This is a genomic window from Hydrogenophaga sp. SL48, from assembly GCF_021729865.1.
In the GTDB taxonomy this organism is placed as follows: domain Bacteria; phylum Pseudomonadota; class Gammaproteobacteria; order Burkholderiales; family Burkholderiaceae_C; genus Hydrogenophaga.
The window spans coordinates 1,658,408-1,684,847 of record NZ_CP063400.1 but is presented as its reverse complement, the minus strand read 5'-3'; the positions used below and the strand labels follow the sequence as shown (position 1 = coordinate 1,684,847).

The 26,440-nt window shown below is 67.7% G+C and carries 25 protein-coding genes; 15 read left to right on the top strand and 10 right to left on the bottom strand.

Annotated elements, in window-relative coordinates; all coding sequences use genetic code 11:
* The first annotated feature begins 179 nt into the window (after positions 1 to 179).
* The gene (locus IM738_RS08125) at positions 180 to 1,394 is read left to right on the top strand and encodes a tyrosine-type recombinase/integrase (protein WP_236965369.1); all 1,215 of its coding nucleotides are present in this window, start codon (positions 180 to 182) and stop codon (positions 1,392 to 1,394) included.
* Positions 1,395 to 1,530: 136 nt separating this feature from the next.
* Here IM738_RS08125 and IM738_RS08120 read toward each other — a convergent pair whose 3' ends face one another.
* On the bottom strand, positions 1,531 to 2,484 hold the full coding sequence (locus IM738_RS08120; RefSeq protein WP_236965368.1) for an IS5 family transposase: 954 nt from the start codon (positions 2,482 to 2,484) through the stop codon (positions 1,531 to 1,533).
* Between IM738_RS08120 and IM738_RS08115 the strand changes: the two genes are divergently transcribed.
* The 3 genes from IM738_RS08115 (at position 2,467) to IM738_RS08105 (ending at position 5,290) form a co-directional block, all read left to right on the top strand.
* Entirely contained in the window at positions 2,467 to 3,000 is a 534-nt protein-coding gene (locus tag IM738_RS08115) for an NAD(P)H-dependent flavin oxidoreductase (RefSeq protein ID WP_236965367.1), read from the top strand. The two genes, IM738_RS08120 and IM738_RS08115, sit on opposite strands and share 18 nt — an antisense overlap.
* An 8-nt stretch (positions 3,001 to 3,008) precedes the next feature.
* A complete protein-coding gene (locus IM738_RS08110) occupies positions 3,009 to 3,947 on the top strand; it encodes an NAD(P)H-dependent flavin oxidoreductase (protein ID WP_236965366.1) in 939 nt (312 codons plus the stop codon).
* Positions 3,948 to 4,348: 401 nt separating this feature from the next.
* Positions 4,349 to 5,290 carry a SphA family protein gene (locus IM738_RS08105; protein ID WP_236965365.1) on the top strand — a complete coding sequence of 314 codons (942 nt, stop codon included), beginning with the start codon at positions 4,349 to 4,351 and terminating at the stop codon, positions 5,288 to 5,290.
* A gap of 2 nt (positions 5,291 to 5,292) precedes the next feature.
* On the opposite strand, the gene IM738_RS08100 is transcribed toward IM738_RS08105, so the two are convergent.
* Positions 5,293 to 6,426, bottom strand: coding sequence for a helix-turn-helix transcriptional regulator (locus IM738_RS08100; protein ID WP_236965364.1), 1,134 nt, complete (start codon positions 6,424 to 6,426; stop codon positions 5,293 to 5,295).
* A 95-nt stretch (positions 6,427 to 6,521) separates the two neighbouring features.
* On the opposite strand from IM738_RS08100, the gene IM738_RS08095 reads away from it, so the two are divergent.
* Genes IM738_RS08095 through IM738_RS08060 form a run of 8 tightly spaced genes read left to right on the top strand, consistent with a single transcriptional unit; the run spans position 6,522 to position 14,935 of the window.
* A complete protein-coding gene (locus IM738_RS08095) occupies positions 6,522 to 8,165 on the top strand; it encodes an amidohydrolase (protein ID WP_236965363.1) in 1,644 nt (547 codons plus the stop codon).
* Entirely contained in the window at positions 8,162 to 9,226 is a 1,065-nt protein-coding gene (locus IM738_RS08090) for a CobW family GTP-binding protein (RefSeq protein ID WP_236965362.1), read from the top strand. Before IM738_RS08095 ends, IM738_RS08090 begins: the two co-directional genes overlap by 4 nt.
* Before the next feature lie 38 nt (positions 9,227 to 9,264).
* Positions 9,265 to 10,551, top strand: a complete 1,287-nt coding sequence (locus IM738_RS08085; protein ID WP_236965361.1) for an ABC transporter substrate-binding protein — start codon at positions 9,265 to 9,267, stop codon at positions 10,549 to 10,551.
* A 10-nt stretch (positions 10,552 to 10,561) separates the two neighbouring features.
* The gene (locus IM738_RS08080) at positions 10,562 to 11,287 is read left to right on the top strand and encodes an ABC transporter ATP-binding protein (RefSeq protein ID WP_236965360.1); all 726 of its coding nucleotides are present in this window, start codon (positions 10,562 to 10,564) and stop codon (positions 11,285 to 11,287) included.
* Positions 11,274 to 11,972 carry an ABC transporter ATP-binding protein gene (locus tag IM738_RS08075; RefSeq protein WP_236965359.1) on the top strand — a complete coding sequence of 233 codons (699 nt, stop codon included), beginning with the start codon at positions 11,274 to 11,276 and terminating at the stop codon, positions 11,970 to 11,972. Before IM738_RS08080 ends, IM738_RS08075 begins: the two co-directional genes overlap by 14 nt.
* A 1-nt stretch (position 11,973) precedes the next feature.
* The gene (locus IM738_RS08070; protein WP_236965358.1) at positions 11,974 to 12,840 is read left to right on the top strand and encodes a branched-chain amino acid ABC transporter permease; all 867 of its coding nucleotides are present in this window, start codon (positions 11,974 to 11,976) and stop codon (positions 12,838 to 12,840) included.
* The gene (locus IM738_RS08065; RefSeq protein ID WP_236965357.1) at positions 12,837 to 13,790 is read left to right on the top strand and encodes a branched-chain amino acid ABC transporter permease; all 954 of its coding nucleotides are present in this window, start codon (positions 12,837 to 12,839) and stop codon (positions 13,788 to 13,790) included. Before IM738_RS08070 ends, IM738_RS08065 begins: the two co-directional genes overlap by 4 nt.
* Positions 13,787 to 14,935, top strand: coding sequence for an ABC transporter substrate-binding protein (locus tag IM738_RS08060; protein WP_236965356.1), 1,149 nt, complete (start codon positions 13,787 to 13,789; stop codon positions 14,933 to 14,935). Before IM738_RS08065 ends, IM738_RS08060 begins: the two co-directional genes overlap by 4 nt.
* Before the next feature lie 42 nt (positions 14,936 to 14,977).
* Here IM738_RS08060 and IM738_RS08055 read toward each other — a convergent pair whose 3' ends face one another.
* Positions 14,978 to 16,348 (bottom strand): aspartate aminotransferase family protein, encoded by a 1,371-nt coding sequence (locus IM738_RS08055; protein ID WP_236965355.1) that lies wholly within the window; start codon positions 16,346 to 16,348, stop codon positions 14,978 to 14,980.
* A 265-nt stretch (positions 16,349 to 16,613) separates the two neighbouring features.
* Entirely contained in the window at positions 16,614 to 17,591 is a 978-nt protein-coding gene (locus IM738_RS08050) for a helix-turn-helix domain-containing protein (protein ID WP_236965354.1), read from the bottom strand.
* A 257-nt stretch (positions 17,592 to 17,848) separates the two neighbouring features.
* Between IM738_RS08050 and IM738_RS08045 the strand changes: the two genes are divergently transcribed.
* The 3 genes from IM738_RS08045 (at position 17,849) to IM738_RS08035 (ending at position 20,551) form a co-directional block, all read left to right on the top strand.
* A complete protein-coding gene (locus IM738_RS08045; RefSeq protein WP_236965353.1) occupies positions 17,849 to 19,300 on the top strand; it encodes an aldehyde dehydrogenase family protein in 1,452 nt (483 codons plus the stop codon).
* A 62-nt stretch (positions 19,301 to 19,362) separates the two neighbouring features.
* The gene (locus tag IM738_RS08040) at positions 19,363 to 19,908 is read left to right on the top strand and encodes a cytochrome b (protein ID WP_236965352.1); all 546 of its coding nucleotides are present in this window, start codon (positions 19,363 to 19,365) and stop codon (positions 19,906 to 19,908) included.
* A 7-nt stretch (positions 19,909 to 19,915) separates the two neighbouring features.
* On the top strand, positions 19,916 to 20,551 hold the full coding sequence (locus tag IM738_RS08035) for a nitroreductase family protein (protein WP_236965351.1): 636 nt from the start codon (positions 19,916 to 19,918) through the stop codon (positions 20,549 to 20,551).
* Between the two features lie 24 nt (positions 20,552 to 20,575).
* Here IM738_RS08035 and IM738_RS08030 read toward each other — a convergent pair whose 3' ends face one another.
* The 6 genes from IM738_RS08030 to IM738_RS08005 form a co-directional block, all read right to left on the bottom strand.
* Positions 20,576 to 21,280, bottom strand: a complete 705-nt coding sequence (locus IM738_RS08030) for a helix-turn-helix transcriptional regulator (protein ID WP_236965350.1) — start codon at positions 21,278 to 21,280, stop codon at positions 20,576 to 20,578.
* A 63-nt stretch (positions 21,281 to 21,343) separates the two neighbouring features.
* The gene (locus IM738_RS08025; RefSeq protein ID WP_236965349.1) at positions 21,344 to 21,664 is read right to left on the bottom strand and encodes a 2Fe-2S iron-sulfur cluster-binding protein; all 321 of its coding nucleotides are present in this window, start codon (positions 21,662 to 21,664) and stop codon (positions 21,344 to 21,346) included.
* Positions 21,661 to 22,911 (bottom strand): NAD(P)/FAD-dependent oxidoreductase, encoded by a 1,251-nt coding sequence (locus IM738_RS08020; protein WP_236965348.1) that lies wholly within the window; start codon positions 22,909 to 22,911, stop codon positions 21,661 to 21,663. The genes IM738_RS08025 and IM738_RS08020 overlap by 4 nt, the downstream gene beginning before the upstream one ends.
* A gap of 7 nt (positions 22,912 to 22,918) precedes the next feature.
* Entirely contained in the window at positions 22,919 to 24,184 is a 1,266-nt protein-coding gene (locus tag IM738_RS08015) for a cytochrome P450 (protein WP_236965347.1), read from the bottom strand.
* An 11-nt stretch (positions 24,185 to 24,195) separates the two neighbouring features.
* On the bottom strand, positions 24,196 to 24,942 hold the full coding sequence (locus IM738_RS08010; RefSeq protein ID WP_236965346.1) for a type 1 glutamine amidotransferase: 747 nt from the start codon (positions 24,940 to 24,942) through the stop codon (positions 24,196 to 24,198).
* A gap of 7 nt (positions 24,943 to 24,949) precedes the next feature.
* A complete protein-coding gene (locus IM738_RS08005; RefSeq protein WP_236965345.1) occupies positions 24,950 to 26,281 on the bottom strand; it encodes a glutamine synthetase family protein in 1,332 nt (443 codons plus the stop codon).
* Positions 26,282 to 26,440: the final 159 nt, after the last annotated feature.

The following is a 26,440-nucleotide window of genomic DNA, read 5'->3' as shown; positions in this document are numbered from 1 at the left end:
AGAGCGTCCCAAGACGTCTCGCAAGACACCCTGAAAGCCCCGGAATACCCAAGTGTTCCGGGGCTTTTTTGTTTCTGGACGTCCCGTAACGGTTCTTGCCATCCAACGGCTTCTGTTGGTATTTTTGGTGGTACACAGGAGGTGCCGTGTTGGTATTTCTGTTACCAACGGGGGTGAACATGGCCCTGACCAACATCGCCATCAACTCCAGCAAGCCACGGGAGTCGGCTTTCAAGCTGTCTGACGGACGCGGCCTCCAACTGCACATCACGCCTCAAGGCTCCCGGTTATGGCGCTGGGCCTATCGCCATGAGGGCAAACAAAAGCTCATGGCCTTGGGCGTCTACCCTGATGTTTCCCTCGCGCAGGCGCGGGACAAAGCGGACTTGGCCAGAAAGCTGCTGGCTACGGGTGTCGACCCGATGGCCGCCCGAAAGTCCGACAAGATTGCCCGCCGCCTGGCCGTCGAAGACACGTTCGCAGCTGTGGCCACGAAATGGTGGGAAAGCTGGAAGGCGGCACGCAGCGACAGCCACACCGTCTACGTGTGGCGCTGGCTGGAAGCTGACGTTTTTCCAGCCATTGGAAAGAGGCCAGACGCGGAAATCGAGGCACCACAACTGGTTGCCATGATGAAAACGATCGAAAAGCGTGGCGCCCTCGACATCGCCAAACGCGCCCTGCAGACCTGTTCTCAGATCTTTCGCTACGCCATCGCCCACGGGCTGGCAAAACGCAACCCGGCCGTGGAGATTCGCCCGAGCGACGTGCTCGCCTCGCGCAAAAAGGAGAATTACGCCAGGGTGGACAGCAAGGAACTGCCCGAGTTGCTGCGCAAGATCGAGGTCTACAACGGCAGTACCGTCACCCGCGTGGCCATCAAGCTCATGGCCATGGCCTTCGTGCGCACCAGTGAGCTGATTGGCGCGCGCTGGGAAGAATTTGACCTCGACGGCGGACGCTGGGACATTCCCGCTTCGCGCATGAAGATGAAGACGCCGCACGTGGTGCCCCTCTCCACCCAGGCGGTGACCCTGCTTCGGAGCCTGCACACCCTGACCGGTCACAGCCCCCTGCTCTTCCCCGGTGAGCGCGACCATCAAAAGTCGATGAGCAACAACACCATACTGGGCGCGCTGGATCGCATGGGCTACGCGGGGCGCATGACCGGCCACGGCTTCCGTGGCATCGCCTCCACCCTGCTGCACGAACAGGGCTGGCCGCACGAGCACATCGAACTGCAGTTGGCGCATCAGGAGCGCAATCAGGTCAGTGCTTCATACAACCACGCGATGTACCTGCAGCCGCGAGCCCAGATGATGCAGGCCTGGAGCAACTATCTGGATGGCTGCGTGGCTGGCAATGTGGTGCCATTCAGGGGGAAACGGGCTTAGGGCTGCGCTGAACAAGTAGCCGAATTGAGTGGCCCGCTACGCAAAGGGTTGCCGACGCGGGCAAGCGGCGCGATTCGACCGCGTTCCCTGGACATACCAGCCGTGCTCGCGCACCCGTCGTGCGCAACGGACGCACTCATGCCATGAGGCGCTGACGCGCCAAATAGATATTGGCCAGACCCAGCACAACGAACGAGCGCGTGGCGTTCTTGGCCAGGCCCCGGTAGCGCACCTTGGCAAAGCCCCAGAGCCGTTTGACCACAGCGAAGACGTGTTCGACCCGGGCGCGGACCTTGGACTTGTTGTGGTTTCTGGAGCGCTCGGCCTCGTCGATATCGCCACCCCTGCGCACGCGCTGGTTGGTGAAGTCCTTGGCCTTGGGGGCCTTCGATCCGATCAACGCTTTCTGGCTGGCGTAGGCACTGTCGCCATACACACGCTGCTCGTTGCCGTGCAGCAGATCGGGCAGCGGGTGTTTGTCGTGTACGTTGGCTGCTGTCACCACAGCGCTGTGCGCCAGCCCGGTGCGGCTGTCCACGCCAATGTGCATCTTCATCCCGAAATACCACTGCTGGCCTTTGCGGGTTTGGTGCATCTCGGGGTCGCGCTGCTTGTCGGCGTTCTTGGTCGAACTGGGCGCGCCGATGATGGTGGCGTCCACGATGGTGCCGGTGCCCACCTTCAAGCCTCGCGCCTGCAGCACCTCCCCCACTTTGGCAAACAGGGCCTCGCCCAGTTTGTGCTGCTCCAGCAGGCGGCGAAACTTCAGCAGGGTGGTCCCGTCAGGCACGCGCTCCCGCCCAAGATCGATGCCCACAAAGCGCCGCAGCGCCGTGCTGTCGAGCAGGGCCTCTTCGCAGGCCTCATCGGCCAGGTTGAACCAGTGCTGAACGAAGTACATCCGCAGCATGCGTTCGAGCCCGATCGGTGGGCGCCCGTTGCCGGCTTTGGGGTAGTGAGGTTCGATGACAGAGCACAGCGCCTGCCAGGGCACGATCTGTTCCATCGTCGCCAGGAACACATCGCGCTTGGTCGGCTTGCGGTAGGGCTCGAATCCGTCGCATTGATCGGCATGGAGGAAGGGGGTCACCCCGGCGTCAACGAACTGCCATCCATGTTGATGGGGGCGTTGGCCGTGGGCCAGTTCCGCGTTCCGCTGGTGCTCGGCGGCGGCATCGGCCACGGTCGGCAAATCGCCGCCGCGCTGGTTCAGGGGCTGGACGGTGTGCTGATGGGTTCGCGCCTTCTGGTGTGCGAAGAGATCGGTGCGCACCACGACTACAAGGCGCATCTGCTGACCTGCGATGAACACGCCACGGTGCGGGTGTTGCAGTCGCTCGGCAAAACCTGGCGCGTGCTGCGCAACGACACCGCACACAAGATCGAAGCGCTCGAACGCTCGGGAGTGCTGGACCACGCCGCCTTCGGTGACCTCATCAAAGGCACCACGGTGCGCGATGGCTGCTACGCCACCGGCGACTGGAACCAGGGCATGTTGTCGCTCGGGCCCGCCATTGCTTTTGCAAAGCGCATCGAGCCGATGTCGACCATTGTCTCGAACCTGATCGAAGAGGCACGAAACGCCTTTCAAGCACACGCAAGCTGAAATCAATGATGAACAAACTGCCTTTTCTGGACCGCCTCACCATTCCCGCCATTGCCGCACCCATGCTGCGCGTGTCGGGCTACGAACTCGTGTCCGCCGCCTGCGAAGCCGGTGTGGTGGGCGCCTTTCCGACCGCCAACTGCGCGTCGCTGGACGAGTTCGGTGACTGGCTGGGGCGCCTGAGTCGTGCCGCTTCCGACAACCCCCGGCGTGCGCCTTTCTGCCCCAATCTCATCATGCGGCGCGATCCGGTGCGTGTGATGGCAGAAGCGAAGCTGATCGTTCAGCACCGCACCGAAGTCGTCATCACCAGCGTGGGTTCCCCCGCCGCCGTGATCCCGGCCTTGCACGATGGCGGTTGCCTGGTGTTGGCCGACGTGGCTTCGGTGCACCATGCCGAACGCGCCATCGAAGCCGGCGCCGACGGCCTGGTGTTGCTGACGGCGGGCGCGGGAGGTCACACCGGGTGGGCCAATCCGTTTGCTTTCGTGCGCGCGGTGCGGGCGATCTTCGATGGTCCCATTGTTTTGGCTGGCGGCATGTCGGATGGCGTGGCACTGAAGGCCGCCACGGTGCTGGGCTGCGACCTGGGCTCCTTCGGCACGCGCTTTGTGGCCACGGGCGAGAGCCTGGGTGCACAGGCCTACAAACAGATGCTCACGGAGACCTCGCTCGACGACATCTTGGTCACCCGCGCTTTCACCGGCTTGCCGGCCAACTTCCTGAAGCCCTCGATCGAGCGCGTGGGCCTGAATCCGGCCGAGCTGGACGAGACCGTGACGGTGGCCGAGGCGAGGACCAAGTTCGGGGGTGGCGCCGATACCGCGGTCATCCAGCGCTGGCAAGACCTGTGGAGCGCGGGCCACGCGGTGTCTGGCGTGACGTCGATTCCTTCGGTTGCAGCGTTGGTCGAGACCTTGCGGGCGGAGTTTGTGGCTGCAGGTTGATCAAACTCAGCACACCAGATCGCGCAAGGCCATCAAGACCTTCCCCCTGCGCGGAAAACCAAGCCAGCCAGTTGCAACAGCATCAACGGCGTGGGTACTTCGGTCACCCAACTGGACCGGACCACCCAACACAACGCTGCGCGGGTTGAACAGTCGGCCGCGGTGGCGGCTTCCATGGGCCAGCAGGCGCCCGCCTTGGCTGAATCCGAGGCGCTGTTCAGGAACGCTCAAGCAAAGTCCTCCCCTGAATTGCAAGGCGGGTCCCGCCGCAGCTTCGTCGACCCCATACAAACCCCAGTCGCCACCTATCCCGTTTGGTAGGTGCCCCGTGCCCCTGCGCTGCCTAACCTCTGGTCTGCGGATTCCAGTCCGCCCCACACAGACCACCCAGAGGCCAGCCCATGCACCGCAAACCCGCCATCCACCTCACCCATCCCCTGATGGCCATCGCCCTTGCGTGCGTGGCCTCCACCGCCCACAGCGTCGAAAACGGCGCCCCCATCACGCCCATCGGCATCTTTGAATTCGGCGCGGGCACCCTGCCCCCGTCGTCGCTCGCCGCCACCGTCGGCCTGCGCGGCGCCAGCTACAGCGCCAGCCAACTTCGCGACACCCGGGGGGGCCGGTCCCCGGTCGGCATCAAGCTCAAGGTCCAAAGCGCATCGCTGGCCATCGTCAAGACCACCGACGTTCCGCTGCTCGGTGGAACCTACGGCTTCATGGCCGTGGTGCCCTACCTGGACATGAGCAACCGGCTCACGATTCCCACACCGGTCGGGCCGCTGCCCCTGAAGGGCACCAACGCCGCCGTGGGCGACATCACCGTCGCCCCGGTGGTGGTGAAGTGGACGCCCTCGCCCGGCCTGTTCGTCAACGGCCGGCTTGAACTGCAGCTGCCCACCGGCTCGTACAAGGCCGACCGCCTGATCAATTCGGGCTCCAACCACTGGACCGCATCACCCGCCGTGTCCTTCACCTGGATCGGCCCCACCGGGCTGGAAGTGTCGTCCAACATCCAGTTGAACGTCCACGGCAAGAACAAGGACACGCAGTACCGTTCGGGCGTCGAGTACCAGCACGAGTTCGCCGTCGGTCAGCACGTGGGTCCCTGGACCCTCGGCGTCGGTGGCTACCTGAACCAGCAGCTCAGCGACGACAAGGTCAATGGTGCCCGCTTCCAGGACGGCAACCGCTCCCGCGTGATGGCGCTGGGCCCGGCCATCAGCTTCTTCGACCTCGGTTCAGACTGGCCGGTGTTCTGGGCACACGTCTACAAGGAGTTCGGCGCCCGCAACCGCACCCAGGGCACTCAGGTCGCCGTGCGCGCCGGGTGGTCGTTCTGATCTCAGACCTGGCGAGGGACCGTCAGATGGGCCGCTGCAGACGACAGCACCAGCCTCACCAGGTCGGACTGGCGGTGTTGTCCTGTCTTGGACTGGATCTGCTTGAGCTGCACCCTGGCGGTGCCCACCGAGACGCCACGCTGTTGTGCGTACGCTTCCACGGTGCTGCCGGTCGCGATCGCACCCAGCAGGCGAGCCTCCGTGGGGGTGAGTCCGAAGAGGTTCTCCAGGGCGCCGGCGGGCATTTCCAGCGCCACCGCAGCGGAAGACAGCACCAGCATCAGCGAGGCCGGGTCGTCGCCGGGCCGGATGGCCACATGCAAGGCCTGTGCGCCTTGGCCCAGCCGCAGATAGCCCACCCGCTGCGGTCCCGCGCGCATGGCCGCCGACAGTGCCGCCAGCAACGACTGGGTGTCCTGGGCGATGCGTCCATACAGATGGTCTCCCTGCAGGCACAGGGCCGCGCCGGGCGTCAGCAGGGCCGTGGCCTGCCGGTTCACCCACTGCACGCGGCCGTTTTCGCTGCACAGCACGACGCCGAAACACAGGGTGTCCAGCAGGTCGCGCAGGCGCTCGTCACGCTCCATGGACGCCCGCAGCTGATCGGTCAGCAGAAATGCCTGCCCGATGTGCGGTGCCAGGTCGGCCAGCCGGTTGATGTGCTCGGCAGAAAAGTCGCTGTTGTCATGCACCGCGCGGTGCAGGGCCAGGCCCAGGTACACGCCCCGGCCCACGTCCTGCAGGGTGCCGATGAAACGGCCCAGGCCCAGCGTGGCCAGCCGCTGCTGCAGCCGGGGGCGGGCCTCGTCGTCGGGGTCGAACAGCAGCTCGTCGCAGGCCACGCGGTCCAGCCCGCGCAGCACGCGGCGCTGCTCCAGGCGCGGGTTGTCACCGGTGTTGAGTTCGGGCGACTGCACCGAGGTGACCGCCCGAGTCCGCGAGTCCTGCGCGGACCACAGCACCTGCGCCTGTCCTCCCTCGAAACGGAAGGCCTGCACCACGGCCGAATGCGCACCGGTGAGGCTGCACAGACCGTCCATCGACCGCACCCAGCGCGCCGGCTGCGCGGCACCGGCGTACACATCCAGCATCAGCTCGTCGGGTTTTCTCAAGAAGGCGGGTGGGGTGATCGACATGGTGCGCAGAGATTAACGAGCAACCGACGCACTGCAAGGGTGGATTCCCTGCCATGCGCTTCATTTTTATCAACCCGAACCTCTCAGCAATCGCCATGCCAGACATCATCCTGCACCACCCCCTGATTTGCACCATGGACGAAAACCGCCCGTGGGCCGAGGCCATTGCGGTCCGAGACGGGCGCATCGTGGCGGTGGGTTCCATGGAGGACGCCCGCCAGGCCCTGCCGGACGCGCCACTCGTGCGCCTGCCCGGAGAGATGGTCACCCCGGGTCTTCTGGACGTGCACAACCACTTTGTCTGGGCCGGCCGCGCGGAACTCTATGAGATGTTCGTGCCACCCGTCTTCAGCCTGGATCAGGTGCTGGACGCGGTTCGCGAGACCGCCGCTGGCAAGGCGCCTGGCGAATGGATCGTGGGCGGCATCTGGGGTTCGGCGCTGATCGGCCAGATCGATCGCAACGCCCGGCTGCGCCTGGACGAGGCCGCGGGCGGACGCCCGGTGATGCTGCGGGACGACTCCCACCACAACCGCTTCGTGAGCAGCGCGGCCCTGGCTGCCGCAGGCATCGACGGCGACACCCCGAACCCCACCAACGGCAGCATCGTGCGCGATCCGGCCACCGGGGAGGCCACCGGCCTGTTGCTGGAGGCCGCCTGCAGCCTGGTGGAGATCGCGGTGGCGCGCGCGCTCGACGCGGCGCCACAACTGGACGTCGAGGCCGCAGCGCACGCCGTCAAACGCCTGAACGCCGTCGGCGTCACCGGCATGCAGGAGGCCCTGACGACACGCGCGGTGATGCGCGCCCTCAAGACCCTGGACGACGAAGGCCGCCTGAGCGCCTGGGTCATGGGGTCCCTGCCCATGACGGAAGCCCCGCTGGCGCCCGGCGAAATGCCGGACGAACTGCAAGCCCTGCGCGACGATTTTCGGACCCGGCACTTCCTGCCCGACGCGGGCAAGATCTTCCTCGACGGCGTGCCCACCTCGCGCACCGCCGCCATGCTGGAGCCCTACCTGGCCGATGCGGTGCACGGCTGCTGCTTCCGGGGCGGGACCACACTGACCGTGCCGCAGCTGGCCCGCGTGCTGTCCGACTGCGAGCAGAAGAACATCCGGGTCAAGATCCACTGCACCGGCGACGCCTCCACGCGCGCGGCGCTGGACGCCATCGATGTGCTGCGCAGCTTCAACGGCCCTGGGCTGCAACACCACATCGCGCACGCGACCTTCATCGACCCGGCCGAGATCCCGCGCTTTGCCGAGCTCAACGTCGTGGCCGACCTCTCGCCCCCGCTGTGGTTCCCGAGCGTGATCATCGAGGCGATCCGCACCACGGTGGCGCAGCCCGTCGTCGACCGCATGGCGCCGATCCGCTCGCTGCTCGACGCGGGCGCGCTCATCGCCGGCGGCTCGGACTGGCCTGTGGTGCCCGACCCCAATCCCTGGCCGGCGATGCAGGGCATGGTCACGCGGCGCGACCCGTCGGGCCGACTGGAGGGCGCACTGGTGCCCGAGCAGGCCATCGGCGTGCAGGACGCGCTGCGCGCTTACACCATCAACGCCGCCCAGGCCACCGGCCTGGCGGACCGGGCTGGCTCCATCCAGGCCGGGAAATCCGCCGACCTGGCGGTGCTGGACCGCCGGGTCTTCGACATCGACCCTGCCGAGCTCGGCCAGACACGGGTGCTCCAGACGTGGTTCGAAGGCCGCTGCGTACACGAGACTGGCGCATGACCACCGACCCGCGCACGCCGGTGACGGTCATCACCGGTTTTCTGGGCAGCGGCAAGACCACGCTGCTGCAGCAATTGATGCAGCGCGACGAGTGGCGCCACACCGCCGTGATCATCAACGAGCTGGGCGAGACCGGGCTGGACCACCTGCTGGTGCAGCACGTCGCGCCCCATGTGCGCCTGCTCAAGAGCGGCTGCCTGTGCTGTTCGGTGCGCGAGGACCTGACGCTGACCCTGACAGACCTGCTGTCTCGCCGGCAACGCAAGGAACTGAGCTTCGAGCGAGTGGTGGTGGAGACCACCGGGCTGGCCGACCCCCTGCCGGTGATGCACACGCTGACGACCCATCCGGCGCTCGCCCGCGACTTCCGGCTGGCGGGCGTGGTCACGGTGGTCGATACCTTCAACGGCTTTGCCACCCTCGACCAGCACGAGGAGGCCCGGCGTCAGGTGGCCGTGGCCGACGCGCTGCTGCTGAGCAAGTGCGACCTGGTGCAAGCGGTGGCACGGGAACAGCTGGAGCAGCGCCTGGGGCGCATCAACCCCAGCGCACCCCTGCACCGGGTGGACCACGGCGCGCTGCGCTCCGAGCACCTGCTCTACCTGGAAAACCTCGACAACCCCTTTCTCGCTCAGCACCTGACAAACACCCCCGCGGCGGGCGCAGCCACCTGGCTGTTCAGCGCGACCAAGGCCATCACCAGCTCGCTGTTCCAGCGGGCGCACCCTCCCCATGCCAGCGACATCCAGACCCTCTGCCTGACCGTGGACGAACCCTTCGAAGACGAGGCCTTCCGGCACTGGCTCGGCCTGCTGACGGCCATGCGCGGCGAGCGCCTGCTGCGCTTCAAAGGCCTGATCCACATCGCCGAAAGCCCCGTGCGACCGCTCGTGGTGCATGCCGCGCAGCACCTGGTCCATCCCCCGGTGTCCCTTGCGGCCTGGCCCGACGCCGACCGCCGCTCGCGGCTGGTGTTCATCACCCAAGGCATGGAGCAGCAGGTGATTGAAAACACGCTGCACAAGTTCACCGGCGCCCGCGCCGTGCCCTCACCGACCTGACCGTCCCCGTTTCGATTCCTTTTCCCGGAGCAAGCACCATGAACCACCACCCCGCCCCGCGCCGCGACTTCCTGAAGACCTCGGTCGCGCTCACCGCCGCTGGCGCCCTGCCCGGCTTTGCCATCGCGCAGCAGAAGACGCTGCGCATCGGCTACATCACCGCCCTCTCTGGACCCAGGGCGCCGTTCGGCGTGGCCGACCAGTGGCACCTGGCCAAGGTGCGCGAGCTGCTCAAGAACGGCCTGGAGGTGGGTGGCCAGCGCGTGCCGGTGGAGATCGTGCTGCGCGACAACCAGTCCGACCCCAACCGCTCGGTGCAGGTGGCCAGCGAGCTGGTGCTGCGCGAGAAGGTCGACCTGATGCTGGTGGAAGACGGCGATGCCTCCACACCCGCCGGCCAGCTCTGCGACGTGCACGGCGTGCCCATGATCAGCACCATGTCGCCCTGGCAGGCCTTCCTGTTCGCGCGCAACGGCAAGATCAGCAAGGGCTTCCCGTTCTCGTTCCATTTCTTCTGGGGTGCGGACGACGTGGTGAAAACCTTCACCGCGCTCTGGGACAGCGTCAAGACCGGCAAGTCGGTCGGCACGCTCTACATCGACAACCCGCCCGGCGCCGCCTTCGCCGACCCGCTGGCGGGCATGCCGCCCGCGCTGCGCAAGGCCGGCTACACAGAGTCCACCGGCGGCTTCTTCAAGGTCGCCACCGACGATTTCAGCAACCCCATCGCGAGCTTCAAGAAGGCCAACGCCGACATCGTCTCGGGCTTCATGTACGAGAGCCACTTCGCCACCTTCTGGAAGCAGGCGCAGCAGCAGGGCTACAAGCCCGAGGTCTGCACCGTGGCCGCGGCCTTCCTGTTCCCCAGCGCACTCAAAGGCCTGGGCGCGGCGGGCAACGGCATGTCCACCGAGGTCTGGTGGACACCGGCCTTCCCCTACCGCTCTTCGCTGACCCAGCAGAGCGCCGCCGAGCTGGCCGCCGAGTGGGAGAAGTCCACCGGCAACCAGTGGACGCAGCCGCTGGGCTATGTGCACGCGATGTGGGAGGTGGGCCTGCACGCGCTCAAGACCGCGGGCGATCCGTTCGACCGCAAGGCGGTGCGCGACGCGATCCAGAACATGACCCTGGACACGGTGGTCGGCAAGGTGGACTTCAAGAACAGCCCGATCAAGAGCGTGGCCAGGACGGCGCTGGCGGGTGGGCAATGGAAGCGCACGGCCGCAGGGTCGAAACACCCCTACGAGCTGGTGGTGGTGAACAACGCGCTGGCGCCGGCCATTCCGCTGGGCGGCAAGCTCGAACTGCTCTCGCAGATCAAGTGAGGCCCACCCCATGAGTCTGGAAGTCAGGGGCCTGTGCAAGGCCTACGGCCAGGTGGTGGTGGCCGACCGCATCGACATCGATCTGCCGGTCGGTCAGTGCCTGGGCGTGATCGGTCCCAACGGGGCCGGCAAGAGCTCGCTGTTCCACCTGCTCACCGGCACCGTGGCGGCCGACGCGGGCCACATCGCGCTCGACGGCAAGGCCCTGTCGGGGCTGCCCGCCCACCAGCGCGCGCGCCTGGGCGTGGCGCGCGCCTTCCAGGTGCCGCAGCCCTTTGGCAACCTGAGCGTGTTCGACAACGCCCTCGCGGCGGCCAGCTTTGCCGGTGGCCTGCGCGGCGAGGCGGCGGCCCAGGCCGCCAGCGAGGCGCTGCGCCGCTGCGGGCTGGAAGCCATGGCGCACAAGACCGCCGGCGCACTGCCCCTGCTGGACCGAAAGCGCCTGGAGATGGCCAAGGCTGTGGCCTCGGGGCCGCGCCTGCTGCTGCTCGACGAGGTGGCCGGCGGCCTGACCGAGCGCGAGGTGCAGCAGATGGTGGAACTGGTGCACGAGCTCAAACAACGCTACGCGGTGATCTGGATCGAACACATCGCGCACGCGCTGCGCGCGGTGGCCGACCGCATCATGGTGCTGCACTTCGGTCGCAAGCTGCTGGAGGACACCCCCGCCGAGGTCATGGACAGCGCCATCGTGCGCGAAATCTACATGGGGGTGCCCGCCAATGCCGCTGCTTGACATTCAGGAGCTGGACGTTTTCTACGGCGACTTCCAGGCCATCTCGCGCGTGGGCCTGTCGCTGTCCGCAGGTGAGGTGCTGGCCCTCATCGGCGCCAACGGCGCGGGCAAGACCACGCTGCTGCGCGCGCTCACCGGCCTGCACCCGCCGCGCTCGGGCCGCCTCCGCTTCGACGGCGACGATGTGACCGGCCTGCCCGCCGAAGCCCTGGCGCGCCGCGGCATCGCCATGGTGCCCGAGGGCCGCATGCTGTTCCCTTCGCTCACGGTGCAAGAAAACCTGCAGATGGGCACGCTGACCCGCCGGCGTGGCGTCTGGACGCTGGACGCCGTGTACGACGTGTTCCCGGCGCTCAAGGACCTGCGCCAGCGCAACGCCATGCAGCTCTCGGGCGGGCAGCAGCAGATGGTGGCCATCGGCCGAGCGCTGCTGAGCAACCCGCGCCTGCTGATCTGCGACGAACTCTCGCTGGGCCTGGCGCCACTGATCGTGCAGGAGATCTACCGCACCTTCGAGCGCATCCGCGGCGCCGACCTGTCCATCGTGCTGGTGGAGCAGGACGTGGCGCGCGCCTGCGCGGTCTCCGACCAGGTCACCTGCCTGCTCAAGGGTCAGGTCACGCTGCAGGGCGCCAGCCAGGCCATCGAACTTTCGCAGGTGACTGCGGCCTATTTTGGGGAATGACTTGGACTGGCTATCGACCTTGATCAACGGCCTGCTGCTCGGCGGTCTGTACGCGCTCTTCGGCCTGGGCCTGGCGCTGGTGTTCGGCGTGATGCGGGTGGTGAACCTGGCCCACGGCGAATTCATCGTGCTCGGCGCCTACGCCGGCTTCTTTCTGGTGGGCTGGTTCGGCGCCGTGCCGGTGTGGGCCATGCTCATCCCGGTGGTGCTGATCGGCTACGCCTTCGGCTGGCTGCTGCAGGCCACGCTGCTCAACCGAGCGGTGCGCTCGGGCAATGTGTTGACACCGCTGGTGCTGACCTTCGGCCTCTCGGTGCTGCTGCGCAACGGCATGGTCGAGCTGTTCGGCGCCGACTCGCGCGCGGTGGACGCCGGTGCGCTGGGCAGCGCGAGCATGGACCTGTTCGGCATCTCGGTGGGCGTGTACCCGGTGCTGATGCTGCTGCTGGCGCTGGCCCTGTTCGCCAGCCTGCAGTGGGTGCTGCGGCACACCGAGTTCGGCCGCACGGTGCGCGCCACGGCCGACTTCCCGGACGTGGTGCGGCTCATGGGCGTCAAGCCCGAGCGCGTGTTCTGCCAGGTCATGGGGCTGGCCGCGGCCTTCGCCATGGGAGCGGGTTACCTGCTCGCGCAGCGCACGCTGTTCACGCCGTTCTCGGGGGTGGAGCGCATGCTGGTGGCCTTCGAGGTGGTGATCATTGGCGGCCTGGGCTCGTTCTGGGGCGCCATCGCCGGGGGCCTGGTGCTGGGCGTGGCCCAGCTGTTCGGCCAGCGTTTCGACTCCAACTCGGGCTCTTTGTATGCGCACCTGCTGTTCCTGATCACCTTGATGGTGCGCCCCAAGGGCCTGGCCGGAGACCGCGCATGAAAACCGCCTCGTTGCTTCCCCTGGCCTGGACGCTGCCTTGCGCCCTGGCTGCCTGGCTGGCGCCGCAATGGCTGGACGCGGGCCTGATGCGCCTGGCCAGCGAGGTGCTGCTGGCCATCTGCATGGCGCAAATGTGGAACCTGCTGGCCGGCTACGGCGGCCTGATGTCGCTGGGCCACCAGCTCTTCATCGGCGTCGGGGCCTACGCGCTGTTCGACCTGGCGCAGCGCACCGGCATCTCGCCCTACTGGCTGCTGCCGCTGAGCGGCCTGGCTGGCGCGCTGTGCGCGGCGCTGATCGCACCCGCCCTGTTCCGCCTGCGCGACGCCTACTTCGCCATCGGCATCTGGGTGGTGGCCGAGGTGGTGGCGCTGCTGGTGTCCAAGACCTCGGCGCTCGGCGGCAACGCGGGCCTGACGCTGGACATGTCGGCGCTGGACGACATCGAGTTCTTCGGCCAGATGAGTTTCTGGCTCGCCTGCGCGCTGGGCATCGTGTCGGTGGCCGGCATGCAGCAGCTGATGCGCTCGCGCCTGGGCCTGGCCATGACCGCCGTGCGCGACAACGAGGTGGCCGCGCGCAGCGTGGGCATCGACGTGCAGCGCGTGCGCCTGGTGGCCTTCGTCATCTCCGGCGGCGTGAGCGCGCTGGCGGGCGCGGTGTACTTCATGGGCGGCATGTTCCTCGTGCCCGCTTCGGCCTTCGACATCAACTGGGTGGTGATGATGCTGTTCGCCACGCTCATCGGCGGCATCGGCACCATCGGTGGCCCGGTGATCGGCGTGCTGATCTGGTTCGCGCTGCGTGAATTGCTGGCCACCTCGCTCGGCATCTCGGGCGGCTGGTACCTGATCGCGATGGGTGCCGTGGCGGTGGGGGTCAGCCTGTACGCACCCCGTGGCCTGCTGGGGCTGCGCCTCTGGACCCCTCTACGCAAGGCCATTCCATGAAACGCTCCGCCCGCTTCCTCCCTCTGGCCACCGCGCTGGCGGCCTCGGCCGCCCACGTCTGCGCGCAAGGCAACGGCCCGCCGCCCATCGTGGTGGGCGCGGTCAGCAGCCTCACCGGCCAGGGCGCCTCGGACGCCAGCGTGCAGGCAGCCCGCCTGTACTTCGACGCCATCAACGCCACCGGTGGCATCCAGGGGCGGCGCATCGAATACCGGGTGATCGACGACCAGATGCGGCCGCAGCAGGCGCAACTGGCCGCCACCGAACTGATCAAGGACCCGCGCACGGTGGCGCTGGCCGGGAGTTCCAGCGCACTGGAATGCGGCGTGAACCACGAGCGCTACGCCCAGGCCGGTCTGTTCAGCCTGCCGGGCGTCGGCGGCGATCCCGCGTGTTTTGCCTCGACCCACATCGCGCCCCTGAACGCCGGTCCCTATGTGGCCACTGCCACGGCCCTCAGCTTTGCGCACCAGGTGCTGCGTCACGAGCGCCTGTGCGTGGTCTCGCCCGCCCTGCCGGGCATGACCGAGGCCTTTGAAAAGGTGGTGCGCAACTGGACCCAGCGCACCAAGGCGCCCGCACCTTCGCTGGACATGTACCAACTGGGCGAACCCCTGCCACCGCTGGTGCAGCGGGTGACGGCGCGCCAATGCCAGGCGGTGATCTACACCGGCCCCGGTGGCCCCGCCATCGAATGGGTGCTGGCCAGTCGGCCGGCGATGCCCAAAGTGCCCATCGTGATGCTCACGCCGGCCTACACCATGCAGGCCGCTCAGGCCCTCTCGGGCGCGGGCGACGGCCTGTACGCGATGGCCGAATTCGACCCCTGGTCCAGCGGCTCGCTGCAGATCATGGGCTGGCGGCGCCTGCTGATCGCCCGCCAGATCGAACCGAGCTCGCTCTCGCAGGGCGGCTATCTCGCGGCGCAGGCCCTGGTGCACACCCTGACGGGCATCCGCGGCCCCATCACACGGGCCAGCGTGTCGCAGGCCCTGGCGACCATGGCACTCTGGCGCAGCGGCATGATGGACCAGCCCTTCAAGGTCGGCGCCGACGGCCGCCACCAGCTCAACCGCAGCGCCCTGCCCATGAAGCTGGAGGCGGGCAAGTGGCGCATCGCACATGCCCAGTGGATCCGCGAGTGAACGCGGATCCACCGCACAACCGCCAGGCCGGCGGTGGCGGTATCAGAGGGTCTTGAGACCTTCGCCGAACACGTCCAGTGCCTTGAACAGCAGCTTGCGAGGAATGGTGAGCGATGGCATCACGCGCATCACGTTGGTGTAGCGGCCGCAGGGCACCATCAGCACGCCGTGGCTCAGCACGTGATTCATCAGCTTGCCGAGCTTCTCCCCGGTCAGGGGTTCTTTGGTGACCTTGTCTTCGACCAGTTCGATACCGATCATCAGGCCGCGGCCGCGCACCTCGCCGACGTAGGGGCTGTTGAAACCGCGGATGTATTCCTGCGCTTCCTGACCCAGCTGGTGGGCGCGGTTGATCAGGTCCAGCTCGGGGTCCTGCAGCAGGCCGATGTTGGTCAGCGACACCGCGGCCGACAGCGAGTTGGCGGCGAAGGTGTTGGGCACCGAGCCGTCGGGAATCTTGGCCGCGAGATCGGAGCGCATCACCAGGCCGGCCATCGGCACGTCGCCGCCCATGCCCTTGCCGAAGGTCAGCATGTCGGGCTTCACGCCGGAGTGCTCCACCGCCCACATCTTGCCGGTGCGTCCCGCCCCCGACTGGACCTCGTCCACGATCAGCAGCGCACCGCTCTTGTCGCAGGCCTTGCGCAGCAGCTGCAGGAACTCGGGCGACGGCGGCACGTATCCACCCTCCCCTTGCACCGGCTCCACGATCACGGCCGCCACATCGTCGGCCGCGGTGTACGGCGTGTTGAGCAGGTAGTCGACGTACTCGCCAGCGATCTGCTCGGCGCTCTTGTGGGTGGTGTCGAAGGGGAAGCGGTAGGCGTAGGGGTATGGCGCATGGATCACACCGCCCATGAACGGACCGTAGCCCTTGCGGTAGGCCGTGCCGGTGGTCAGCGCGTTCGAGGCATTCCACACCCCGTGGTAGCCGCCATGGAAGGCAATGATCTGGTGCCGGCCGGTGACGCGCTTGGCGAATTTCACCGCCGCTTCGAGTGCGTCGCTGCCGCTCTGTGCAAAGAAGGTGATGCAGTCGCCGCGCAGGCCCTCGGGCATGATTTCGGAGATCTTGGCCGCCAGCTCGGTGCGTTTGGTGCTGTTGACCTCCATGGCGTGCATCAGCACCTCGGACTGCTGGCGGATGGCCTCAACCACCTTCGGGTGGCAACGGCCCACGCTGCTGACGCCCACGCCCGCGGACAGGTCGATGAAGGTGTTGCCATCGGGGTCTTTGATGGTGACGCCGAACGCGCGGTCCATGACAACCGGCATGCGGCCACCGCCGCGCGCCATCGATTCCGTGCGTGCGGACAAGGCCAAGGCCTCCAGCGCCTTGGGTCCGGGAAAGGTGGCGGACACCATCTTGGGGGCGTCGGGAAAGCTCAGGGATTCCAGCTCTGTTTCGTTCATAAATGCACCTTGGAGGAACAGTGGTCGGCGACGTCCCGCTGCCATGGGCAGGGAACATCGATGAGGACAAAGTGGCGCGGCATGCGAGTGAACCTGGACGCTGTGCAGATGCACCGCAGCCCGGGGCAGCGGGCTCCGGCGCACTTCTTTGGTGTGGGTGATTCTGTTTCTGGGCGCCCGCGTGGGGTTAGCCCGAATCGGCAAGCTTTGATGGCTTGCCTTCATGCGCACGAAGGACCGGGCTGGCGCGCAGCGCCAGCCGGTGTCAGGCGGCGACGGCCTGCCGTGCCGGGTGCGCGCTGTCGGCGCGCTGCGTCTGCGAGGGCAGCTCCATGAAAAGCTCCTGGTACTCCGAAGCGAAGTGGCTCAGGTGGAAGAACCCCCACTTCGCGGCCGCGTCCCCGATCGACAGCTGGTGTGCCCGGGTGGACATGAGTTCACGACGGACGCCGTTGAGGCGCACGCTGCGGATGTAGTTCACCGGGTTGGTTTCGGTCACGCTCTGGAAGCTGTTCTGTACCGTGCGACGGCTGACCTTCAGCCGCGCGCACAGGTCCACCACGCTGGGTGCGTTCGCGGCGTCCGACACCGTCATGCGGTGGCACTTCTCCACGATGAAGCTGCGCGACGAGCTGCCGTGGCGCTGGGTCCGGTCGCACGCGGGGTCCGAGATCAGGCGCATCAGCTCGCCCAGCATCGCCTGTTCGACCTGCTGCTCCGCCTCGGGGGTGGACACCTGCTCGGGAGCCGCGATCACGGCGTTGAACAAGGCCATCAGTCGCTTCCGGCTCTCCACGAGGCGGTGGCCGGGCACCTGCACCACAGGCTGCTTCAGCAGCGCATCGATGCCGGTGGGCCAGGGCGCACCCGACATCGCGCGCTCGAAGGCGTCGCGTTCGAAGGTGATCGACAGCATGTCCATGTGCATGGGCATGTGGAACATGAACTCGTCGCCGCCCTGCAGCACGAAGATGCTGTTGTCGTCCGCCGCGCGGCCCTGCACCCGCGCCGCACCGGGCACGGCCAGCGGTACCGCGAAACAGATCTGGCCGCGGGGCGCCTCACCCTGCTGGACCACGCGCTGGTTGATGCACTCGCGGAACGCATGAATCCGCGCGGTGGAGAACTGGGACAACGCGCATTGCGCCGCGCCGGCCGAGATCTGGCTGTAGGTCTGCCCCCAGCCATGCACCGAGGTGGCGTGCAGATGCACGTCGTTGAAGCGATCTGTTCTGGTGTTCATGAGACCCCGGGTCAGCGTGTACCGAATGCGGGCATCTGGCGGCCCGTGACGAAGTGATCCCTGTTCGCCGCAAGAAGTGTGCCCCTGGCCCCTTGTGGGCAGGTACCCGTGCTAACCCGAAGGCGCGCGTGCAAACCGTGACGACTTGCTGATTTGGGCTAAAGGCGCAGCGGACGCCGCGCCGACACTCGGCGCTCGTTCGGGGGCCACACCAGACCGCCGGGCACCGGCTTCATCCCACCCACCAACTTTTCAAGATGACCCAGCACCTCAAACACTTCATCGAAGGCGCACACACCGAATCCGCCGACGGCGCGCGGCTGAACCTGATCAACCCTGTGGACGAGGAGGTGTATGCCACCGCCGCCAGCGGCACCGCGGACGACGTGGGGCGCGCCGTTGCCGCGGCCCACGCACAGCTGTACGGCGGGGCCTGGAGCAAGCTCAACGGCACCCACCGCGCGGCGCTGCTGAACAACCTGGCCGCCCTGGTCGAGCGCGATCTGGAGATCCTGGCCGACATGGACGCCCGCGCCATCGGCCGCTCGCGCATGGAGCCGCGCATGATGGACGTGCCCAATGCCGTGGCCCACTTGCGCGCGGCCGCGGGCTGGGCCAACCAGCTGGAAGGACGGACCATCCCCACCGGGGGCTACATGGGGGTGCGCACGCTGTCGTACACGGTGCGCGAACCGGTGGGCGTGGTCGCGGCCATCGTGCCGTGGAACTCGCCCCTGATGATCACCACCTGGAAGCTGGCGGCGCTGCTGGCGGCGGGTTGCACGGTGGTGATCAAGCCTTCGGAAGAGACGCCCCAATCGGCCCTGCACCTGGCCGCCCTGTGCCAGGAAGCGGGCTTCCCCGACGGTGTGGTCAACGTCGTGATGGGCCTGGGCCATGTGGTGGGCCGCGCGCTGTGCGAGCACCCGCAGGTGGCCAAGATCAGCTTCACCGGCAGCCCCGAGGCGGGCGCGGCGATCCAGCGCATCGCCGCACCGCTGTTCAAGCGGGTGACGCTGGAGCTGGGGGGCAAGAGCCCGCAGATCGTGTTCGACGACGCCCGCTTCGACGACGCCGTGCGCGGCTGTGCGATGGGGCTGTTCATCAACCAGGGGCAGGTCTGCGCCGCGGGCTCGCGCATCCTGGTGCAGAAGGGCATCGCCGGCAAATTCTCGGCGGCGCTGGCGCAGGCCGCGAAGTCGGTGGCCGTGGGCGACCCCTCACAGGAGGGTGTGCAGATGGGACCCGTCGCCAAGCAGGCCCAGTACGAACGGGTGAACCGCTACATCCAGCTCGGCATCGACGAAGGCGCCGAGCTGCTGGCCGGCGGCGTCTCGGACTCGGCCAAGGGCTGGTTCGTCCGCCCCACCATTTTCGGCAAGGCCAGCAACCAGATGACCATCGCCCGCGAGGAGATCTTCGGACCGGTGGGCACGGTCATCGAGTTCGAGACCGAAGAGGAAGCCATTGCGCTCGCCAACGACTCGGCCTACGGCCTCGCGGCCACGGTGTGGACCAGCAACCTGGAACGTGCCCACAAGGTCGCCGGTGCGATCCGCGTGGGTGCCGTCGGGGTGAACTGCTGGAGCCCGCTCGACGCCAACCTGCCCTGGGGCGGCCTGAAGACCAGCGGCATCGGCCGCGAAGGTGGCCTGCCCGGCGCGCTGGCCTACACCGAAGAAAAAGTCATCACCGTGCTGCTGCCCTGACCCGATTTCCCTCACCACCCAACCCACCTACCACCCCACCACCGACTGCAGGAGAACCGAACATGAACAATCACGACAAGTACCCGGCGAGCATGCGCGTGCTCCACTGGCTGATGGCCATCCTCATTCTCGGCCAGATCTTTGGCGGCTGGTACATGACGCCTTTTGACGAGAACCGCGCAGAACTCCTCGGCCAGCTGTACTGGTGGCACAAGTCCTTCGGTCTGCTGGCCTTCCTCTTCATCTTCATCCGCCTGAGCAACCGGCTGCGCTACGTGCCGCCCGAGCTGCCAGCGACCCTGCCCGCCTTCGACCGCAAGCTGGCGCACTTCGCCCACTGGGCCATCTACGCGCTCATCGTGATGATCCCCATCACCGGCTACACCCTGTCGAGCACCTTCGAGTACAGCGATGGCATCACCTTCTTCGGCATCCATGTGCCCGAGCTGTTCCCGAAGAGCGAGACCGCCTTCGAAGCCGCCGACTGGCTGCACGGCAGCCTGGCCTACACCCTGCTCGCGGTGGTCGTGCTGCACCTGGTCGGGGTGATCAAGCACCGCTACTTCGACAGCAACCCCGACAACGATGTCCTGAAGCGGATGCTGTGAGATCACCATGTCCCTCCAACTCGACACCTGCACCGAAGCGCTCGAACTGATCCGCGCGCGCGTCTCCACCAGCCACTTCAACCCGGCGTTCGAGATCGACGACGACCTGGTCGCCGACCTCATCGCCCACGCCTGCGAGGCGCCCAGCGCCTACCACCTGCAGAACTGGCGCTTCATCGCGGTCAAGTCAGCCACAGGCAAAGAGAAGCTGTGCCAGCTGGCCTATGGTCAGCAGCAGGTGATCAACGCCGCCGTGACGGTCATCGTCATTGGCACCCTCAACGGCCACGAGCGCATCCGCGACAACCTCCAGCCCCTGGTCGACGCCGGCCACATGGGGCCGGAGGATCTGGAGGCCTGGGCCAGCGACACCCACCGCGGCATGCACGAGCGGCCGGTGAAGCAGCGCGACGAGGCCATCCGCTCGGCCTCGCTGGCGGCCATGAACCTGATGACAGCGGCGCAGGCCCTGGGCCTGGCCAGCGCCCCCATGGGCGGCTTCGATGCTGTGGCCGTCAGCGCCGAGTTCGGTATCGAAGCGACCGAACTGCCGGTGATGCTGGTGGCGATCGGCCGGCCCGCGCCGGGCAACTGGCCTCGCAAGCCGCGCCGCCCGGTTGCCGAGGTGCTGTCCTTCGTCTGAGGCCCCGGGGCAAGGGGCCCGGGCTCAGCTGAACTGGATCGGCGCCAGCTTAGCGATCAGCTCCGAGCTGGAGCGCACCCCCACCTTGGCGTAGATGTTCTGCACGTGGCTGCGCAGCGTGGGCAGCGAGATGCCCAGGTGCCGGCACAGCGCCTTGTTGCTGATGCCGGTGACGGCGATCTCCACCACGTCCAGCTCGCGCGCCGTCAGGTGAAAGCGGGCCGAGAGGCTGGTGCGGCTGATGACACGGCTGGCCACGTGGATCGCGCCCAGGCTGTATTCCACAAAGGGCTGGATCTGGTTGAGGCTGGCCACCTCGGCCGGGCTGAACGGTTGCGCCGGATCGCGCCGCACCATCGAGAGCACCGCCACGATGCGGCCCTGCTGCCGGAAGAACACGTCGCAATCGTGGAAGTAGCCGCTGGGCTGGTAGAAGCCGGTGTAGATCGTGCTCTGGCGCCACTCGTCGTCGGACATCAGCATCGAGTTGGACACCACCACCGTGTCCCGGTCCTCGAAGCGCGAGGGGTGCATCGGGTCCACCTCCCACCAGGTCTCGGCGTACTGGCGCAGCATGGTGTCCAGCTGCGCGTGCGAGGCGCTGTCCTGCTGCAGCTGCGCCCAGGGCACGTAGATGAAAAAGCGGATGCCGTCCACCGGCATCAGCCGGTGGACCAGGGCGAACAGGGCCCGCTTGAAATCGTCCGAGACATCCGTGTTGGTGCTCACCCAGCTTGCTCCGTGTTCACCGCACCACCAGACCTGCAGGGCCCGGCGGTGCCGGCCGCTGCGTCAGAACTGGCTCTCGGGCAAGTGCACCGTCAGGCCGTCCAGGTCCGCACTCAACGAGATTTGACAACACAAACGGCTGTTCGGGTGGTCGGCCGCGGCCGATTCCAGCATCGCGCTTTCCATGGCCTCGGGCGGCGGCAGCCGGTCCACCCAGGCCGCCTCGACCTGGCACACGCAGGTGGCGCAGGAGCAGAAGCCCCCGCATTCACCGACGATGCCGGTGATGTGGTTGTCCACGGCCGCCTGCATGAGGGAGCTGCCGGGTGCGGCCTGCACGGTGGTGGCCTGCCGCAGGTGGTCGATGAAGGTGATGGTGATCATGGTGTGGTGGGTTGAAGGGTGGTGAGCCAGCGGGCCAGGTCCGACGAGTCGTCGGCCAGGGCGCCGGGTGGAATCTCGGCGGCGGCCGCGATCAGTTTCTTGCCGAGCAGGAAGTCCCTGGGCCGGTTGACGCAGTCCACGGCCCGCAGGCGACCGCCCGACAGGTAGAACACCGAAAAGCTTCGGCCCTGGCGGCTGTCGCCACGGACCACGGCCTGCTCAAAGCCCTGCGACAGGCCGGCCATCTGCAGCTTGAGGTCGTACTGGTCGGACCAGAACCAGGGCTGGGCCTGGTAAGGCACGCGTTTGCCGCACAGCGTGGCTGCGGCGCAGCTGGCCTGGGCCATGGCGTGGGGCACCGACTCCAGCCGCATGGAGCGGCCATGGGCTTCGCTGAAGAACTCGGTGCAGTCGCCGGCCGCGACGATGAGCGGATCGCTGGTCTGGGCGAACGCGTTGACGCGGATGCCGTTCCCGGTGTCCAGCCCCGCCGCGGCGGCCAGTTCCAGGTTGGGCAACACGCCGATGCCGACGATCACCAGGTCGGCCGGGAAGCTCTCGCCGTCCTCGCACCGCACCGCGGTGACCGCGGTTTCGCCGAGGATGCGCTGCACGCTCTTGCCGCAGCGGATGTCCACCCCCTCTTCGGTGTGCACGCGCTGGTAGAAGGCAGAGACCTCGGCGCTGGTCACGCGCTGCAGCAGCCGTGGCATGGCTTCGAGCAGGGTCACCGACAGGCCCAGCTGGCGCAGACCGGCGGCGGTTTCGAGGCCGATGTAGCCGCCGCCCACCATCACCGCGCGCCGGCATCTGCCCGCGGCAGCGTGGGCCTTGATGCGGTCCAGATCGGCGAGGGTGCGCAGGTAGAAGACGCCAGGCAGACCGGCACCGGGCACCGGCAGCTCGCGAACGCGCGCCCCCAGCGTGAGCGCCAGCGCGCTGTAGTCCAGCACCTCGCCGGTGCTCAGGTGCACCTGCTGCTGCGCCCGGTCGATGCGCTGGGCCCGCACACCCAGGCGCAGGGCCACACCCGCCTTCTCGTAGGCCGCGGCGTTGCGGATCAGCATCTGTTCGGCGCTCATCTGCCCGGCCAGGTAGGCCTTGGACAGCGGCGGTCGCTGGTAAGGCAGCACGGGCTCTTCGCCCACCAGGGTGATGTCGCCCTGCCAGCCCTGCTGGCGCAGGCCGGTGGCCAGCTGCGCCGCGGCGTGCCCGGCGCCGAGGATGACGGCATGGGGTGTGCGCATGGCCACCTCAGGCGGGGGTGAACGCGACCGGCAGCCGCTTGATGCCGTGCACGTGGTTGCTGCGCAGGCGGTCGGCGGTGCCGGTGAGCGACATGGAGGCCACCCGCTTCGCCATCTCTTCCAGCAGCACACTCACCTGCAGCTTGGCCACGTGCGTGCCCAGGCAGAAGTGTGGCCCGCCGCGGCCAAAGGCCATGTGGTGGTTGGGCGTGCGGTGAATGCGGAAGCTGTGCGGCGCATCGAAGTGCGCCTCGTCCCGGTTGCCCGAGGCGTAGTACATGGCGACCTTGTCGCCGCGGGCGATCTGCGCACCGGCCAGCTCCGTGTCGGCGGTGGCGATGCGGCGCACAAAGTGCACCGGACTGGCCCAGCGGAAGATCTCGTCGGCGGCGACCCGCGCATCGACACCACCCGCGCGAAAACGCGCCCACTGGTCGGGGAAGTCGCAGAAGGCCTTGATGCCGTGGGAGATGGAATGGCGCGTGGTCTCGTTCCCGGCCACCACCAGCATCAGGAAGTAGTTGCAGAACTCTCCGTCGGTCAGCGGCCGGCCGTCAAAGCTGCCCAGCGCGAGCCGGGTGACGATGTCGTCCGTGCCCTGGTGGCGGCGCTCCTGCGCCAGCTGCAGGCCCAGTTCGAAGGCCTGCAACGAGGCCGGGTGGCCGAAGGGCAGCATGCGCCGCTCGGCCTCCGGCACCGCGGCCACGGCCGGGTCGACGAACTCCGGGTCGTCGGAACCGATCAGCTGGTCGCTCCAGCGGATCATGTCGTCGCGGCGATCTTCCGGAATGCCCAGCACACGGCACAGCGTGACGATGGGCAGCTGCTTGGCCAGCACCTCCACCACATCCACCTGCGGCGACTGCAGCACCTCGTCCAGCAGGCGCGCGGCGGTGCAACGCACCGAAGCCTCCAGCGCCGCCACCGCCCGCGGCATGAAGCCGGGCACGGTGATCATGCGCATCTTGGAGTGCTGGGGCGCGTCCATTTCCAGCAGGGTGCGGCGTGCGTCGTTCTGCGCGTCGTCGAAGTCGTCCAGGCTGATCACGCCGTTGCGCGACGAGTAGACCGCGGTGTTGCCCGAGACGGTGACGATGTCGTCGTAGCGCGTCACGGCCCAGAAGCCCTTCTGGCCGTCGGTGCGTTCGTTCCAGGCCACGGGCGATTCGCGGCGCAGGCGCGTGAACTCGTCTGCGGGCACGGCCTGGTGCCAGACGCCGGCATCGGTGAGGTCGACACGGGTGGTTGGTCGGTTGAGGGTGAGCGAAGTCATGGGCGTTCCCTTCAGTGGGCGGATGGGGTGGTGGCCGAGAGGCGGGCCAGGCGGTGGCGCACGAAGGCCAGCACCCAGTGCGCCGCGGGGCGGCTGTCGATGCGGGTCTGCAGGCTCTGCACGGCGGCGTCGGTGATCGCATCGCCCTGCTCGGTCCGCTGCGACTCGTAGATGTCCCGTGCCAGGCGGGTGGTCATTTCTGGGTGGGCCTGGATGGTCAGCACGTTCTCGCCGATGGTGGTGATGCCCACTGGGCAGAAGGCGTTGCCCGCCAGCACTCGGGTGCCCGGGGCGGCCGTGGTCACCTGGTCCTGGTGCAGCGCGATCAGGTGGAAGCGGTCGCCGTCCAGCGCACCGGGCGGCGACCAGTCGGGCACGCTCTGCAGCGGGTAGTCCTGCACACCCACGCCCCAGCCCTTGCCGGAACGCTGCACCACGCCGCCCAGCGCGTCGTGCAGCAGCTGGTGGCCAAAGCAGATGCCCACCACCGGCCGCTGCTGCGCCGCTTCGACCAGAAACCGCGCCAGCGCGGGCTGCCAGGGCAGGCGCTCGTGCACGCTGGCTGGGCTGCCGGTGACCAGCCAGGCGTCGCATTCGGTGGCCGTGGCCGGCAGCTCGTGCCGGTGCGCCTTGTAGACCTTGAAGTCGAGCGCGGCGTCGGCGCTGCGCAGGAAGGGCGGGAACGGTGCGGCCATCTCACCGTGTTCTTCGATCCAGTCGGGACTGGTCTGGCCGCATTCGAGGATGCCAATGAGCATGCTGACCTCACCCGAGTTCAAAGAAGCGGCGGCGTTCGTCGATCAGCGACTTGCCGGCGAAGGACTTGCACTGCGCCTCGCGGGTGGCGCTGAAGGTCTCGACAAAGCGTTCGCCCAGCCAGTCCTTCGCGCAGGCCGACCCACGCAGCGCCGCGATCGCGGCCGGCATGTTCTTGTGCAGCGGCGGCCCGTGGCGCGCGTCGGGCAGGTAGCCGTTGCCCACGGTGGCAGCGCTGGGCTCCAACTCCTGTTCGATCCCGGCCAGGCCCGCTGCAATGCTGGCAGCCGCCGTCAGGTAGTGGTTGGCGTCGGCGCACGGCAGGCGGTTCTCCACCCGGATCGACGACGGGCTGTGCCCCACCACGCGCAGGCAGGTGGTGCGGTTCTCGATGCCCCAGGTGAAGGCCGGCGGCGCGAAGGTGCCTTCGGCGAAACGGCGCCAGCTGTTCACCGTGGGCGCGAAGACCAGCATGAACTCGGGCAGGTAGCGCTGCACGCCGGCGATGAAATGGCGGAAGCGCCGAGACATTTGGTGCTCGGCCTCCGCGTCCCAGAACCATGGCTTGCCCTTGCCGTCCAGCAGCGAGATATGAATGTGGCTGGACTGGCTGTCGGCCTCTTCGGACCAGCGCGGCATGAAGGAAATGGTCTGGCCCCGGCGCATGGCGAACACGCGCAGGAAATTCTTCAGCAGCACGGCCTGGTCGGCCGCGGCCATGGCCGTGTTGGCGGCGATGCAGGCCTCCATGAAGCCGCCACCGATCTCCTCGTGCATCTTGGCCAGCTGGATGCCCAGCGGCTCGCAGAAATCGGCCACGCCGTTGTAGAACTCCGACTGCGCGGCCTGGTAGATCACCAGGTCGTGGCTGGCGTGGGCGGTGGCCGTGCGCAGCTGGTCGTATTGCTTGGCCTGCAGGGTCTCGGCCGTCTCGTTGAACAGCGTGAACTCCAGCTCGTAGCCGAGCTTGGGGAAGACGTCCATGGCCGCGGCGCGGTCGAGCACCTTGCGCAACACGCTGCGCGGGCAGAAGGCCTGCGCGTCGCCCGAGAACTCGGCCAGGTACAGCCCCTGGTCGGACGGCGCTTCCCAGGGAATCGCACGGCGGCTGCCGGTGTCCACGATCAGGGCGCTGTCGTGGAAGTCGCCCGTGCCGTCGGTGACGCCGGGCATGCTCAGGAACACGTCGGTGGGGTCGAGCGCCAGCTGCGCCGGCGACATGCCCATGCCGCTGGCCAGGATGCCCGGCAGCTCGCTGGCGGCCACCTTCTGGCCCCGCAGCAGGCCGTTGGTGTCGACGACGGCAATGGTGAGAAATCGGTCCGCGCTGTCTTGTCTCATGGTCTTGTTCAGTGGGTGTGAATGGAAGGGGCCATGACATCGATCAATGCGTTTTTCTCGATGCCGTGCTAGGCAATCCAATGTAGGAAGACCGGGACAAAACCACCATCGTCTGTTGAGATGAGGCGGCATCGGCCGATGGGGCGCGGACAAAAAAAA

Excerpts from the sequence above, each read along its gene's own strand:
- IM738_RS08110 (WP_236965366.1), top strand. The coding sequence starts at position 3,009 with ATGAACAAACTGCCTTTTCTGGACCGCCTCACCATTCCCGCCATTGCC.
- IM738_RS08085 (WP_236965361.1), top strand. The coding sequence starts at position 9,265 with ATGAACCACCACCCCGCCCCGCGCCGCGACTTCCTGAAGACCTCGGTC.
- IM738_RS08095 (WP_236965363.1), top strand. The coding sequence starts at position 6,522 with ATGCCAGACATCATCCTGCACCACCCCCTGATTTGCACCATGGACGAA.
- IM738_RS08055 (WP_236965355.1), bottom strand. The coding sequence starts at position 16,348 with ATGAACGAAACAGAGCTGGAATCCCTGAGCTTTCCCGACGCCCCCAAG.
- IM738_RS08005 (WP_236965345.1), bottom strand. The coding sequence starts at position 26,281 with ATGAGACAAGACAGCGCGGACCGATTTCTCACCATTGCCGTCGTCGAC.
- IM738_RS08045 (WP_236965353.1), top strand. The coding sequence starts at position 17,849 with ATGACCCAGCACCTCAAACACTTCATCGAAGGCGCACACACCGAATCC.
- IM738_RS08060 (WP_236965356.1), top strand. The coding sequence starts at position 13,787 with ATGAAACGCTCCGCCCGCTTCCTCCCTCTGGCCACCGCGCTGGCGGCC.
- IM738_RS08105 (WP_236965365.1), top strand. The coding sequence starts at position 4,349 with ATGCACCGCAAACCCGCCATCCACCTCACCCATCCCCTGATGGCCATC.
- IM738_RS08100 (WP_236965364.1), bottom strand. The coding sequence starts at position 6,426 with ATGTCGATCACCCCACCCGCCTTCTTGAGAAAACCCGACGAGCTGATG.
- IM738_RS08020 (WP_236965348.1), bottom strand. The coding sequence starts at position 22,911 with ATGCGCACACCCCATGCCGTCATCCTCGGCGCCGGGCACGCCGCGGCG.
- IM738_RS08125 (WP_236965369.1), top strand. The coding sequence starts at position 180 with ATGGCCCTGACCAACATCGCCATCAACTCCAGCAAGCCACGGGAGTCG.
- IM738_RS08080 (WP_236965360.1), top strand. The coding sequence starts at position 10,562 with ATGAGTCTGGAAGTCAGGGGCCTGTGCAAGGCCTACGGCCAGGTGGTG.
- IM738_RS08025 (WP_236965349.1), bottom strand. The coding sequence starts at position 21,664 with ATGATCACCATCACCTTCATCGACCACCTGCGGCAGGCCACCACCGTG.
- IM738_RS08010 (WP_236965346.1), bottom strand. The coding sequence starts at position 24,942 with ATGCTCATTGGCATCCTCGAATGCGGCCAGACCAGTCCCGACTGGATC.
- IM738_RS08050 (WP_236965354.1), bottom strand. The coding sequence starts at position 17,591 with ATGAACACCAGAACAGATCGCTTCAACGACGTGCATCTGCACGCCACC.
- IM738_RS08015 (WP_236965347.1), bottom strand. The coding sequence starts at position 24,184 with ATGACTTCGCTCACCCTCAACCGACCAACCACCCGTGTCGACCTCACC.
- IM738_RS08115 (WP_236965367.1), top strand. The coding sequence starts at position 2,467 with ATGGAGGAAGGGGGTCACCCCGGCGTCAACGAACTGCCATCCATGTTG.
- IM738_RS08040 (WP_236965352.1), top strand. The coding sequence starts at position 19,363 with ATGAACAATCACGACAAGTACCCGGCGAGCATGCGCGTGCTCCACTGG.
- IM738_RS08065 (WP_236965357.1), top strand. The coding sequence starts at position 12,837 with ATGAAAACCGCCTCGTTGCTTCCCCTGGCCTGGACGCTGCCTTGCGCC.
- IM738_RS08035 (WP_236965351.1), top strand. The coding sequence starts at position 19,916 with ATGTCCCTCCAACTCGACACCTGCACCGAAGCGCTCGAACTGATCCGC.
- IM738_RS08090 (WP_236965362.1), top strand. The coding sequence starts at position 8,162 with ATGACCACCGACCCGCGCACGCCGGTGACGGTCATCACCGGTTTTCTG.
- IM738_RS08075 (WP_236965359.1), top strand. The coding sequence starts at position 11,274 with ATGCCGCTGCTTGACATTCAGGAGCTGGACGTTTTCTACGGCGACTTC.